Annotated in this window: 14 protein-coding genes, 4 tRNA genes, 1 other RNA gene and 1 other annotated feature; of the genes, 1 reads left to right on the forward strand and 18 read right to left on the reverse strand. The window is 30.3% G+C overall.

Annotated features, from left to right (window positions below):
- Window positions 1-109 precede the first annotated feature (109 nt).
- From HLB29_RS07980 to HLB29_RS07990, 3 genes are all read right to left on the reverse strand, one after another.
- A tRNA-Asp gene (locus tag HLB29_RS07980) sits at window positions 110-186 on the reverse strand.
- Window positions 187-201: 15 nt separating this feature from the next.
- Window positions 202-277, reverse strand: a tRNA-Val gene (locus HLB29_RS07985).
- 4 nt (window positions 278-281) lie between these two features.
- Window positions 282-355: transfer RNA gene (locus HLB29_RS07990), tRNA-Gly, on the reverse strand.
- 287 nt (window positions 356-642) lie between these two features.
- Here HLB29_RS07990 and HLB29_RS07995 point away from each other — a divergent pair.
- Window positions 643-1938 carry an MGDG synthase family glycosyltransferase gene (locus HLB29_RS07995; protein ID WP_185624650.1) on the forward strand — a complete coding sequence of 432 codons (1296 nt, stop codon included), beginning with the start codon at window positions 643-645 and terminating at the stop codon, window positions 1936-1938.
- A 134-nt stretch (window positions 1939-2072) separates the two neighbouring features.
- On the opposite strand, the gene HLB29_RS08000 is transcribed toward HLB29_RS07995, so the two are convergent.
- The 15 genes from HLB29_RS08000 to HLB29_RS08070 all read right to left on the reverse strand — a co-directional run bounded on the left by HLB29_RS08000 (window position 2073) and on the right by HLB29_RS08070 (window position 13720).
- Window positions 2073-2267, reverse strand: a complete 195-nt coding sequence (locus HLB29_RS08000; RefSeq protein WP_185624651.1) for a hypothetical protein — start codon at window positions 2265-2267, stop codon at window positions 2073-2075.
- Window positions 2268-2286: 19 nt separating this feature from the next.
- Window positions 2287-2886, reverse strand: coding sequence for a recombination mediator RecR (gene recR, locus HLB29_RS08005; protein WP_185624652.1), 600 nt, complete (start codon window positions 2884-2886; stop codon window positions 2287-2289).
- 10 nt (window positions 2887-2896) lie between these two features.
- Window positions 2897-3241 carry a YbaB/EbfC family nucleoid-associated protein gene (locus HLB29_RS08010; RefSeq protein ID WP_185624653.1) on the reverse strand — a complete coding sequence of 115 codons (345 nt, stop codon included), beginning with the start codon at window positions 3239-3241 and terminating at the stop codon, window positions 2897-2899.
- A 78-nt stretch (window positions 3242-3319) separates the two neighbouring features.
- Window positions 3320-4990, reverse strand: coding sequence for a DNA polymerase III subunit gamma/tau (gene dnaX, locus HLB29_RS08015; RefSeq protein WP_185624654.1), 1671 nt, complete (start codon window positions 4988-4990; stop codon window positions 3320-3322).
- A gap of 63 nt (window positions 4991-5053) precedes the next feature.
- An RNA gene (gene ffs, locus HLB29_RS08020) (signal recognition particle sRNA large type) lies at window positions 5054-5318 on the reverse strand.
- A 146-nt stretch (window positions 5319-5464) separates the two neighbouring features.
- Window positions 5465-6787, reverse strand: a complete 1323-nt coding sequence (locus tag HLB29_RS08025) for a Na+/H+ antiporter NhaC family protein (protein ID WP_185624655.1) — start codon at window positions 6785-6787, stop codon at window positions 5465-5467.
- A 56-nt stretch (window positions 6788-6843) separates the two neighbouring features.
- Window positions 6844-6931: transfer RNA gene (locus HLB29_RS08030), tRNA-Ser, on the reverse strand.
- 81 nt (window positions 6932-7012) lie between these two features.
- Complete coding sequence (locus HLB29_RS08035; RefSeq protein WP_185624656.1) at window positions 7013-7465, reverse strand: nucleoside deaminase; 453 nt, start codon at window positions 7463-7465, stop codon at window positions 7013-7015.
- A 19-nt stretch (window positions 7466-7484) separates the two neighbouring features.
- Window positions 7485-8093 (reverse strand): thiamine phosphate synthase, encoded by a 609-nt coding sequence (locus HLB29_RS08040; protein ID WP_185624657.1) that lies wholly within the window; start codon window positions 8091-8093, stop codon window positions 7485-7487.
- An 86-nt stretch (window positions 8094-8179) separates the two neighbouring features.
- Complete coding sequence (thiH, locus tag HLB29_RS08045; RefSeq protein WP_185624658.1) at window positions 8180-9349, reverse strand: 2-iminoacetate synthase ThiH; 1170 nt, start codon at window positions 9347-9349, stop codon at window positions 8180-8182.
- A gap of 14 nt (window positions 9350-9363) precedes the next feature.
- A complete protein-coding gene (locus HLB29_RS08050) occupies window positions 9364-10131 on the reverse strand; it encodes a thiazole synthase (protein ID WP_185624659.1) in 768 nt (255 codons plus the stop codon).
- Between the two features lie 95 nt (window positions 10132-10226).
- The gene (gene thiF / locus HLB29_RS08055) at window positions 10227-10874 is read right to left on the reverse strand and encodes a sulfur carrier protein ThiS adenylyltransferase ThiF (RefSeq protein WP_185624660.1); all 648 of its coding nucleotides are present in this window, start codon (window positions 10872-10874) and stop codon (window positions 10227-10229) included.
- Window positions 10875-10882: 8 nt separating this feature from the next.
- The gene (gene thiS, locus HLB29_RS08060; RefSeq protein ID WP_185624661.1) at window positions 10883-11077 is read right to left on the reverse strand and encodes a sulfur carrier protein ThiS; all 195 of its coding nucleotides are present in this window, start codon (window positions 11075-11077) and stop codon (window positions 10883-10885) included.
- A gap of 149 nt (window positions 11078-11226) precedes the next feature.
- Window positions 11227-12510 carry a serine--tRNA ligase gene (serS, locus tag HLB29_RS08065; RefSeq protein WP_185624662.1) on the reverse strand — a complete coding sequence of 428 codons (1284 nt, stop codon included), beginning with the start codon at window positions 12508-12510 and terminating at the stop codon, window positions 11227-11229.
- A gap of 93 nt (window positions 12511-12603) precedes the next feature.
- Window positions 12604-12810, reverse strand: a binding site (T-box leader).
- Window positions 12811-12901: 91 nt separating this feature from the next.
- Complete coding sequence (locus tag HLB29_RS08070; RefSeq protein WP_185624663.1) at window positions 12902-13720, reverse strand: mechanosensitive ion channel family protein; 819 nt, start codon at window positions 13718-13720, stop codon at window positions 12902-12904.
- Between the last annotated feature and the right edge of the window lie 132 nt (window positions 13721-13852).

Consider the following 13852-nt stretch of genomic DNA (forward strand, 5'->3'; position numbering starts at 1 on the left):
GAACCTACAACCTGCTGATTACAAGTCAGCTGCTCTACCGTTGAGCCACACCAGCATATTTTTTACTTTCTTTTCTAGAATTATTTATACTAAAATCCTCTAGATAATATGGCGACCTGGAAGGGGCTCGAACCCTCGACCTCCAGCGTGACAGGCTGGCATTCTAACCAACTGAACTACCAGGCCGCATTATATTTTTCTTGGTGGGAGTAACAGGGCTCGAACCTGTGACCCCCTGCTTGTAAGGCAGATGCTCTCCCAGCTGAGCTATACTCCCACTTTGGAGCGGGTGAAGGGGATCGAACCCTCACAGCTGGCTTGGAAGGCCAGAACTCTACCATTGAGCTACACCCGCGTGTTTAAAACATATTAATAAATTTCCTGCTCCCATTGAACAAGTATTATATTATCAAACTTATAATCAAAAGTCAATACAATTTTATTTATTTATTCATATTTTTTATCAAACTTAAATTTATTTTAAAGTATAGTTAATATAATATATACATAATACATTTTTATCAGAATTAAATTGAATAGATTTCTTAAAAATAGTATCATTTTTAAGAAATCTATTCAATTTAATCCAATTTTGTTTTATAATTTATTTTTAGTAGTACAACACTATAAAAGGAGGTCGTAATGAAAAAAGTATTGATAATGACTGCATCTACTGGTGGTGGACATAATAGAGCTGCAAAAGCTATTGCAGAAGAGCTCGAAAAAAGAACTTTTAAAAACGAAAAGATAGAATGCAAGATTATAGATAGTTTCAAACTTATTAATCAAACAATAGACAAGGTTATTTCGGAAGGTTATGAAATTTCGGCTAAATATACTCCTAAAGCATACGGAAAGGTTTATACAATTTCAGACAAGAAATTTTTTTCAGTTAATGAATTTAAAAATAATCCTCTCTCTCTTTTGATGGCTAGAAAATTCAAAAAATTACTTAAAGAAGAGAAACCAGATTTAATAATAGGTACTCATGCATTTCCATTAGTAGCTCTAAGTAGATTAAAAAAAGGAGCAAGAGGCGAAAGTCTGGAAGGAGATTTTTCAGAATTTGTAAAAACAGGAGATGAAATTACTCATTCTTTTCCACCATTAATTTCTGTATTAACTGACTATACTGCTCATTTAGCTTATCTTCAAGATGAAATTGATTACTATATTTGTGGCGATCAATATGTTAAAGAACTGTTGGTAGAAGACGGTATACCTTCAGAAAAGATAAAACCATTTGGCATTCCGGTTGAAAGATCATTTTTGGAAAATAGAACTAGAGATATCGTAATTGAAGAGTTAGGCTTAGATCCTGCAAAAAAAACAGTGCTACTTATGGGCGGAAGTTTCGGTGCCGGAAATATAAAGGGTACACTAGATGATATAGCTTCAATAGAAAGAGATTTTCAAGTATTGGTAATCACCGGTAGAAATAAATCTCTAGAACTTTCATTGAAAAATAGAATTCTAGATTATAATACAAATATAAATATCAAGATACTTGGATTTACGAATATTATGAATGATATTCTCCCTGCTATAGATATTTTAGTCACAAAACCGGGTGGTCTTACAACTACAGAAGCTTTATTAAAAGATGTTCCTATGGTTATTCCTTACTATATTCCGGGACAGGAAGAAGAAAATTTAGATTTTTTAACTAATTGTGGTGTAGCCGTTAGAACTACAAATAAATTTTCTATTAAATCCGTCATTAAAGTATTACTTGATAATCCGGACAGAATTGAGAGAATGAAAGATAATATTAGGCTTATAAAAAAATTGAATTCTGCAGAAAATATTGCAAATTTATCTCTTGAAATATTTAATAACTATACTGTAGACTATACACTTTTATGCACTAAAAAAACTGTTTTTGAAAAACTAGAAGAAAATGCACAGGTTTTGAAATCTGAATTGAATTTTTTATAAAATAAGCAATATTGCATTTAATAATCGTAATATAAGCAAAACCATCATATAAACATACAAAATTGTATGAAATATATGATGGTTTTTTATTCATTAAAAACAATTTTTAGTTATAACTTTTCAAATATTGTATATTATCCATCTATTTTCGGTTCATAAAAATCTTCTTCATAGTCGTATTGAAAATTTCTGGCATTATTTCTATATACACTGTTATCATTCACCCTTTTATAACGAGAACCTTTTTTAGATATATTTATCTTCTTTTTATTAAATTTCTTTTTCGTTATAAGATCTAATGCTTTATTTTCGTCATAAAAATTATCCATTTAATCATCCTTTTGAGAATTATATTTCTCTTCTTCCTTCTAAGGCCTTTGATATAGTTACATCATCTGCATATTCTATATCACCGCCAACCGGCAACCCATGAGCAATTCTAGTTACTTTTATTCCCATTGGTTTTACCAGCCTTGAAATATACATCGCTGTTGCTTCTCCCTCTATTGTAGGATTTGTAGCCATTATTATTTCCCTTACTTGTCCATCACCTAATCTTGACATAAGTTCTTTAATATTTAACATTTCAGGTCCTATTCCATCCATAGGAGATATTACTCCATTTAGAACATGATATTTTCCATCATAATCCTTAGTCCTTTCCATAGCGGCTACATCTCTAGGATCTTCAACTACACAAATAGTGGTTGAATCTCTATGTGTATTAGAACATATTGAACAAATATCAGAATCAGATATATTGCAACATATATTACAATATTTGATTTCATTTTTAACATCGATTAAAGCTTTAGCCAGTCCTGCTACATCTGAGGGGTTCATATTTATAACATGAAAAGCCAATCTTTGGGCTGTTTTTCTACCAACACCCGGTAATTTTGAAAATTCATTAATTAATCTATCTATTGGTTCACTGTAATTTTCCATAAAAATCAACCTAGAATGGTAGGTTCATTCCCCCTGTCAATTTGTTCATTTGAGATTTTTGCATTTCATCAATATCTCTTATAGCCTGATTAACTGCGCTCATTACTAAATCTTGTAGCATTTCTACATCATCCGGATCTACTACTTCAGGTTTAATATTTATATCTACTATTTCTTTTTTACCATTTATTTTTACAACAACTGCACCACCGCCAACTGAAGCTTCTAACTCCTTTGCTTCTAATTCTTCCTGAGCTTTTTGCATATCAGCCTGCATCTTTTGAGCCTGCTTTAATAAATTGTTCATATTCATACCACCTGGCATTCCTCCGCCAAATCCACCTTTTTTAGCCATAATTATTCCTCCTAAATTAATTATTTTTTATAATTATATTTCTTTACTTTAAAAAACTTCAAATATATTTCATATCAATTATACTTTATCATCCTCTTCATACTCTACCATATGAGGATATTTTTTTTCAAGAGTAGATAATAAAATATTATCTTCTTCTTTATTCTCAACTATTCCTAAATCAATATCAGGAACATCTGCCTTTAAAATGAATTTTAACTCTACAACAGAATTGAATATTTTCCTAATAGTATCATTTAGGTATTTAAAATTACTTTCTTCCATTAGTCTTTCTATTGAAAATGAGTAATCATCATCTATTATTATATATAATATTCCATTTTTAAATTTAATATCATAATAATTTGACAAAAAAACTCTCAGTGGAACTTTTTTATCATGTTCTAATTGATTAAGCAATTTATTCCACCCTGATTTTATTATTTCAATATATTCATCATCCTCTATTTTACTTAAAACATCTGTACTTCTATCTTCATCAGGATTATTTTCCATTTTATTTTTATTTGTGACACTATGATGTTCCAATGCTGGACTTATGGTAATATTTGATGGAGTATTAGATAATATATTTATTTTACCATCTTCCACAATTTTTTCTATTTTTTCTATCCTCTTGACAAGTCTATCAGAATCATAATCAATTGATGGAGAAGAGAGTTTCATTATATATATTTCGAAAGACATTCTTTGATCAGAAGAATATTTTAATTTATCCAATAATTCAGAAAGTATATTTAAAATATTAATTATCTCTTCCATATTTATATTTTTTGATATTTCTATTAATCTTTCCATAAAATCAGAAGAAATATCTATTAATTGCTCTGCTGAACCGGAAATTTTTATCATCATTATACTTCTAAAAAATTGAACTAAATCTTGAGCTAATACTTTTAAGTCTTTTCCCCATACAAAATAATCGTCTATCAACTTCATAGAAAGCCCCATATCAGAATCTATTATAGATTTCCCTAACTCAAAAAGCTGGGTAGGATCAGCTGCTCCTAATAAATCTAAAACTTCTTTTGATGTCAGTTTTCCATCAGAAAAAGATATACACTTATCTAGAATACTTAATGAATCTCTTACAGAACCATTACCATTTCTAGCAATTATTCTAAGTGCATCTTCATCTATCTCAATATCCTCTCTACTACATATAAACTTCATTCTATCGGTTAGTACCTGTATAGATACTCTTTTAAAATCAAACCTTTGGCATCTTGATAATATCGTAGCCGGTATTTTATTAGGTTCTGTAGTTGCAAGTATAAAAATGACATATGATGGAGGCTCTTCTAATGTTTTCAAAAGTGCATTAAACGCCCCTTGAGACAACATATGGACTTCATCAACTATATATACCTTATATTTAGAATTACTAGGAGTATATTTTACCGTATCTCTTAATTCTCTAATGTCATCTACACTATTGTTAGACGCAGCATCTATTTCTACAACATCTAAGTTAGATCCATCTAATATAGATTTACAACTTTTACACTTATTGCATGGATTATTTCCATCCGGATTTTCGCAATTTATAGCTCTTGAAAGTATTTTTGCAGTAGTTGTCTTTCCTGTTCCTCTAGTACCACAAAATAGATAAGCATGGCTTGTATTATTTTCTTTTATTTGATTTTTTAAAGTTCTGATTATATGTTCCTGACCTATTACATCATCAAACTTCACAGGTCTATACTCTCTATATAAAGCCTTATGCATATCTTACTCCTCCAAAAAAAATAACAACCCCATTAACTGGGATTGCAAATTTATATGTTTAAACTGTACACCATCCTTCGATAACCTTCTCCAACCGTTGCCTATGTAGTTGGCTCCCTATAGGCATCCCCAAGTCACATGAAAGTTATCACTTACCGCTGCTTTCTTCCGAATCTGACGGGATTCATGAGCTCTCATTGCTTGGGACCCATCAATCAACACTACTTGCATAAGACTGCATCACAGAAAAATCACCTCAGGATGGAATTCAACCCCGCTAAAGCGGATTGCGGGTTACAGGGCACCGCTATCTCCCCATCTAGTACAGAAAAATTATAACCTAATGTAATCAACATATTTAATTTCAATCTAAGTTAATAACAAAATTGAAACAATATAATTAAACAATTGCACCAAGGTGCATTACGTAATTCTAATCATAACATAATGATCATAATTATTCAATATAAAGAATTATTTTTTATTTTTATCTAAATACCTCGTATAAGGAATATATATTGAAATCAAAGCAAATATAGCAAGTACATACTGATACCAACATAAATAAATTACATCAAATGGACTGTTTAATCCTTTAATAGTAGCACAAGCAAATAGTACTTGGGCACCATATGGTATTATCCCCTGAAATACACATGAAAATATATCCAGTATTGAAGCCGTTCTCTTTGGTTCTATACCATACTCTTCACTGATTTCTTTTGCTATAGGCCCATTTATAAGTATAGCGACTGTATTATTTGCAGTAGCCATATCTGTAAGTGAAATCATAGCTGCAATTCCAAGCTCTGCAGATTTTTTCCCTTTTATTATCTTTTTTATTTTTAGCAATATCCAGTTTATTCCACCTTCTTTTTCAACCATGGCAGCCAGACCTCCCATAAACATAGAAAGCAAGAATATATCCAACATCCCCTTAAATCCTTCGAAAATCTGTTGAGTAAAAACTAATGTCGTAAACGAACCGTCAGCTATACCTATAATTCCTGAAAAAATAATTCCTCCTGTAAGAACGACAAATACATTTACCCCCATTAATGCGGCTACTAAAACAAATATATATGGAAGAACTTTAATGATATTATAAGAATATGCAGTAGATTCTGGAATCACTTCAGGTCTACCAAAAATTAACAATAAAACTATTGTGACCAGTGCGGCAGGAAGTGCAATTGCAAAGTTAGCTCTAAATTTATCCTTCATCTCTACTCCTTGGGTTCTGGTAGCAGCTATAGTAGTGTCCGAAATTATAGATAAGTTATCTCCAAACATACCTCCACCAATTGTAGCTCCTATAACCATCATTTGATTAAGCCCCGCAGCTTCTGCAAACCCTAATGCAATGGGTGCTACAGCAACAACCGTTCCAACTGATGTACCTGTTGAAATAGCTATAAATGAAGATATTATAAAAATACCTACCGTTATAAATTGAGGAGCTATAAAAGACATTCCTAAATTTACTACGGAATCTACACCTCCCATCTGTTTCGAAACAGTGGTAAATGCCCCCGCTAACAAAAATATAATACACATGATTATTATATTCTCATTTCCACATCCTTTAATAAAAATATTAAACTTATCATTTATACTTCCTTTAAACATTAAAAATGCTACTATTATACCTCCCATTACGGCAACCGGAGAAGGTAATTGATAAAATGCCATCTCAACTCCTTGAGAATTAAGCACTATTCCTGTGATAAGGTATATGGCTATAAATACCCCAAATGGAATTAGAGCTTTCCCACTGATTTTAGTATTTTTTTCCATGACTCCCTCCAAAATAAAACAAATACATATATTATAAATAAATACATACAAAAAAGCGGAGAAGAAGGGATTCGAACCCTCGGTGCAGTTTCCCACACACTCGCTTTCCAGGCGAGCCCCTTAAACCAACTCGGACACCTCTCCAAAAGTAATATACCACATATAAAAGGCTTTAGTAAAGTATTAAATATATTTTTTTAAAAATATATTTCTGAAAACATATAATTAATATAAATTTCTTCTTTCTTTAAAAAAATTAGTCAATATAGATGAGCATAATTCTTCAAGTATCCCAAATTCATACTCAATCTTGCTATCTCTATAAATATCCAGTTTATATTCATTATGTTTATTTACAATATGATTTTTTTTATGACCTGCTCCTATATATATTTTTTTAATTCTCGAATTAACAATGGCACCAGCACACATTATACACGGCTCCATAGTTATATAAATTTCACAATCATATAGTCTCCATCTTTTCAAATTTTTTGCAGCATTTTTAAGTGCTACTATTTCTGCATGATTTATAGGATCATTGGTTAATTCTATTTGATTATAACCCCTACCTACAATCTCTCCATTAAAAACTACAATAGCACCGATGGGAGTTTCTTTAAGTGCATAGGCCTTTCTGGCTTCTTTATAGGCTTCCATCATATAATATTCTTTCATTTTTTTCTCCACTTAACATTTAAACTTTTTTCATAATATTTGACATCATACACACGCCGTAAGCTCCATTTTTTATAGTGATATAAGCATTAGTTTCATCTATTCCACCTATTGCATATACGGGTATTGATACAGACTCACATATATATTTTAAATTTTCGATACCTTTGGGTTCAAGATTTTTTTTGCAGTCAGTAGAAAAAATATGACCAAATACAAGATATGTAGCTCCTAATTTTTCAGCCAGTATGGCTTCATCAACCGTATGTACAGAAACCCCTAATATATCGAAAAACGATAGGAATTCAGCATTTTTTTCATTATATAAATCTTGAAATATTTTTAATGGAAGATGCACTCTATTTATCTTGTGTTTAATACATAATTTCCAAAAAGTATGTGGTATTAAATCTATAGAGTGATTTTTATTAATATCGATAATTTCAAGTAATAATTTTTCATATTCATTTTCTGATAAATCTTTTTCTCTCAATATAAGAGAATCAATATGAAATCCTTCTAAACAAACTCCTTTTACATATTTTGCATATACTTCACTTAATCTATCTTTTAAATTAACTTTACATAATTTTCTATTTGAAACAATTTTTAAATTAATTTCTTTCATACATATCTCCCCAATTTTTTCTAATACCTCTATATAAAAATATAACATTATTTAAAGGGGCTATAAAGCCCCTAAAATCCATTATTTTATTTTTGTGTTAAATTTATATAATCACTCATAACCGGCTGTAGTCCTTTATTTTTTATAGAATAAAAAACTTCGTCGACCGTTCTGATATCGGATATTTCAAACTGTTCGTCTCCTCTGCTTTCCTCAACTTCATCAGAATGACTCCCTATACCCGTACTAACACCGGCTGATATTTTTGTGGCAGCTATTTTGATTACATTATCCCTGAATTTTGCACTTTCCCTTGTAGATATGGTTATATTGGAAAAAGGAAGAAATATCCTATAAGCGCATATAATTTGTAAAAGTTGGGTTTCATGAACATCCTTAGGGTTAATTTTTTCGTTATTAATTATAGGCCTTAATCTAGGACATGAAATAGCTATCTCGGCATGTGGATATTTCTGCTGTAATAAGTAAGCATGATATCCCGTTGCAAAAGCATCTTTTCTGAAATCATCAAGACCTAAAAGAGCTGCAAATCCAACTCCTCTCATACCTCCCATTAAGGCTCTCTCCTGGGCATTTAATCTATATGGGAAAATCCTTTTATGACCTGCAAGATGAACAGTTTCATATTTATCTGAATTATATGTTTCTTGAAATACTGTTACATAATCCACACCGCATGAATTTAAATAAGAATATTCATCCACATTCAGAGGATATATTTCCACACCTACAACATTAAAATATTTTGTTGCTAATTTACAAGCTTCACCTATATATTCTATATTTGAATGCTTTCGACTTTCACCTGTAAGAATTAAAACTTCTTTTAGCCCTGTTTTAGAGATTACCTTTAATTCTTTTTCTATTTGTTCCATATTAAGTTTAGATCTATTAATTTTATTATGTGAATTAAATCCACAATATACACAATAGTTTTCACAATAATTAGATATATAAAGTGGAGTAAACATATATATAGAATTACCAAAATGCTTTCTGGTTTCAATTCTTGCTCTTTGAGCTATTTCTTCCAAAAACTTCTCGGCAACTGGGGATAAAAGACTTTGAAAATCCCTTGGAGTGAGAATTTCCTTTTCTAAAGCAATTTTTACGTCTTCTTCTCTAAATTCGGAATAATCATATTTTTCCATTTGATCTATCACTTTATTCATAACACTTTCATCTATTACTTGCATATCCGGCATATATTCCATATGATTAGTTCTATTGTTCATTTTCTATATCCTCCCTAATCTTCCAAAAAACCTGTAAGAGGCGAAGAGGCAACCGCTCCTCTATCAATAACTCTTCCTAATTTTGCAATATAGGCTTTTCTTCCAGATTCTATAGCTTTTTTAAAAGCTTCGGCCATCATTGGTATATCTCCTGCAGTAGCTATAGCAGTATTTGCCATCACAGCTGCTGCTCCCATTTCCATGGCCTCACAAGCCTGAGATGGTTTACCTATCCCTGCATCTACTATGACAGGTAAATCTATTTCATCAATTAATATCTGTATAAATTCTTTTGTAGCCAGTCCTTTATTTGATCCAATTGGGGAACCTAAAGGCATAATACAAGCAGCTCCGGCTTTTTTTAAGTCTCTTGCAACATTTAAATCCGGATACATATAAGGCATAACAATAAATCCTTCCTTAGCAAGAATTTCTGTAGCTTTTATGGTTTCTTCATTATCAGGCAAAAGATATTTTGAATCTCTAATAACTTCTACCTTTATAAAATCTCCACATCCACATTCTCTAGATAACCTGGCAATTCTAACTGCTTCTTCTGCATTTCTTGCACCGGATGTATTTGGAAGTAAAGTTATTCCTTCCGGTATATAATCCAATATGTTTTCAATATCTCCTCCCACTGCTCTTCTCAATGCTAATGTAACCATCTCGGCACCTGCATATTCTATAGCATTATTAATCAACTCTAATGAATATTTTCCAGATCCTAATATAAAACGAGAATTGAACTCCTTACCACCAATTACCAATTTATCTTCCATAATATTACCTCCTATTTTTGATTTTTATCACTTTATGATTATTTTTTATAATCACTAAATTAGACTATTATTCATATTATAGTTATGGCCTATAATCACATTTCTTCCAATAATATTTTCAAAACCATATTAGCTTGATGACCTGCACAGATATTTACTCTTGGAGACATTATTGCATTATACTTATCAAAATCTGAATATTCATCTCCACAAACAAATAAGTGCTTAAATTTTTTCGTTGTTTTTATTTTATTAGAATCTTCTATTCCAGCCATACCTGAACCCGATACTATATATTTTTTTTCATCATCTGATAGTATTTCAGATATAACCATGGCTTTTGATTCAGCACTATCAAATGCTTCTACTATAATATCATAATCTCTTACAATCTCCAGGATATTTTCTGTGTCTACTTTTCTACTATCACATATTATATTTATAAAAGGATTAATTTCTTCTATAATAGATTTTAACGCTTCTGTTTTTTTCATTCCTATGTGAATCAATCTGTACAATTGTCTATTTAAATTGCTAACTTCTACTTTATCAAAATCAACAATTTTTAAATTTCCAATTCCACTTCTTGCAAGACTATTTGCAATATTAGAACCTAATCCTCCTAGTCCTAAAATACAAACCCTTGAATTTTTTAGCTTTTCATATGAATTTTCAATATTCCTGGAGTATATACATTTTTCGTTGATAAACGTTCCATTTATCTCTATTAAATTTTGCTCCATTTTTATATTTAACCTCCTCCCACAAAACATACTATTTCCACTTTGTCACCTTCTATTAAGATATAATCTCCATAACTCCCCCTCTTAATAATTGTGCCATTTAATTCAACTGCGACTCTATTTTCATCAAAACCACCTTTTTTAAGAAAATCCGAAAGTTTAATATTGTTTATATTTAAATTTTCACCGTTTACCTTTATCATTTTTTTCACCTCTTTTTTGTTTTATATTTTTCGAAAAAAAAACGCACGAAGGAAAGTGACACCCTTGGTGGTGTCCCCCTTCGTGCGAACATAATCAACACTCTAAATGCATTTTACTATATTTTCTAATAAAAAACAATAGGAAATCACTATTTTTTTATTATATCACATCCCATATAATGTCTTAAAACTTCCGGAACAATTACACTACCATCTTCCTGCTGATAATTTTCAAGTATAGCAGCAAAAGTTCTTCCTACTGCAAGTCCTGAACCATTTAAAGTATGAACATACTCTGTTTTAGAATTCCTGTCTCTCTTAAATCTTATATTTGCTCTCCTTGCCTGAAAATCTTCGAAATTTGAACAAGATGAAATTTCTACATATCTATTGTAACTTGGCATCCAAACTTCCAAATCGTATTTTTTAGCAGCAGTAAATCCTAAATCTCCAGTACAAATCTTTACTACTCTATAAGGAAGTCCTAATAATTGAAGCATTTTTTCCGCATCATTAGTCAACTTTTCCAACTCTTCATAAGAATCTTCCGGTTTAGCAAATTTTACCAATTCTACCTTATTAAATTGATGTTGTCTTACAAGACCTCTCGTATCCCTGCCTGCAGAACCTGCTTCTGATCTGAAACAAGGAGTGTATGCACAATGTTTTATTGGAAGTCTATCAAAATCAAGAATTTCTCCAGAATATATATTTGTTACCGGAACTTCTGCTGTGGGTACAAGAAAATAATCTGAATCTTCAAGTTTAAACATATCTTCAGCAAATTTTGGTAGCTGTCCAGTTCCCATAAAACTATTTGAATTGGCCATAAATGGTGGCATTACTTCTATATAGCCGTGATTTTCAGTATGATAATCTAAAAAGAATGATATTAAAGCCCTTTCTAATCTTGAACCTTTATCTTTATATAAAGTAAATCTTGAGCCTGTTATTTTACCTGCTCTTTCAAAATCTAAAATATCTAAATCCGTACCAATATCCCAATGTGCTTTATATTCAAAATTAAATTCAGGTATTTCTCCCCATTTTCTAATTTCTACATTATCTTCATCTGTTTCTCCTTGTGGTACATCCGGATTTGGCACATTAGGTATTCTAAGAAGTCTGTACTGTAATTTTTCTTCTACTTCTTTTAATTGAACATCAAACACTTTTATTCTATCTGACAATTCTTTTAATTCCGCTTTGACAGCATCTGTATTTTCTCCATTTTTCATCATTTTAGGTATTTTCTTAGAATCAACATTAGATTTATTTTTTAAAACTTCAACTTCTTTTAATATATCCTTCCTTTTATCATCTAATTCTATAACTTCGTCTAAATCCTTTGGATTAAATTCTCCTTCGCCTCTTCTTCCCATTAAAACTTTAATCTCTTCAAGATTTTCTCTTATTCTTCTTACATCAAGCATAATTTTTACCTCTTTTCTAAAATTTTATAATTCCTTTTAACATTACTTAGTATACAAACAACTTTTTTGTATAAAAAAATACCTTCATCCCTAATAAGGGACGAAAGTAATATTCCGCGTTGCCACCCTAGTTGATTTATATTAAATCCACCTCAAAACCTCTAACGCAGGTAATACGTCTAGTACTGTTTCAAACTAGAAGCTCTGGAGTAGATTCAGAAGATAATGTAATGGATTTTCACCAACCATCCATTCTCTAAATACATCAATCAACTTACTAAGTTCCGTCATTGCTTATTATGACTACATTATATAACATCAAAAAAATATTATCAAGAGTATTTTTTTGATGTTATATACATTAAAATTTGATATCTATATAAATATTTATCTAAATAGGTGTAATTACACTTACCTTTGCCATATTAATTTTTTCTTTATCAAATTCTTCCTTGAATTTTTCCATCAAACTATAATAAGTTTGCCAATAATCTTCCGTTTTCACCCAAGGTTTGGCTATAAACTTTATCATATCATTATTCATAGAATCTATACCAATCAATGCTTCCGGACTATCTAAAACTCTTTTATCTTCTTTAAACAATCTATTCGCTATAGAATATAAATTTTGTACATCTGTTCCATACTCAACATTAAACATAAAGTCTATCCTTCTTATATTTTGTGATGTATAATTTATTACCGGATTTGATGTAATATTAAAATTAGGAATTATTATATGTTTATTATCTACAGTTCTAATAGTTGTAGAAAACATCTGTATTTCTTTTACCTCACCTTCAAGTCCTTCACACATTATAAAATCTCCTATATTAAAAGGTTTAAAAAATAATATTATCATACTTGCTCCCAAATTAGATAATATTTCCTTAAATGCCAGACCTATACTAAATCCGGCAGCACCGAGCATTGCAGCTAGTGATGTAGTATTCATACCAAGACTTGTGAAAGCCTGCATTATAGCTAGTATAATTATTATAAATTGTATAAAGTTTATTAAAAAACCTATTAAACCACTACTATTTTTATATTTTGCCAGCACTTTATTTAATACTTTTTTTGTGATTTTAGCTATAATTATGCCAATTATTACAATTATAAATGCCAAAATTATTTCCGGAATTTTATCTATGAACATATTAAAATATTTACTTAAAATACTTGTCTGTTTCTCTATCGTATTATCCATAATATACCTCCCATCTCTATATAAAAAATCTAATATTTATTATACCAAAACTAAGGTAAATAATCCAACTCTCTTTTTCAGAATACGAAAACAAATAAAAACTGATTAAAAACATAATTTTTAAACTTTCTT

It is taken from the genome of Peptostreptococcus canis (genome assembly GCF_014229965.1).
Classification (GTDB): domain Bacteria; phylum Bacillota; class Clostridia; order Peptostreptococcales; family Peptostreptococcaceae; genus Peptostreptococcus; species Peptostreptococcus canis.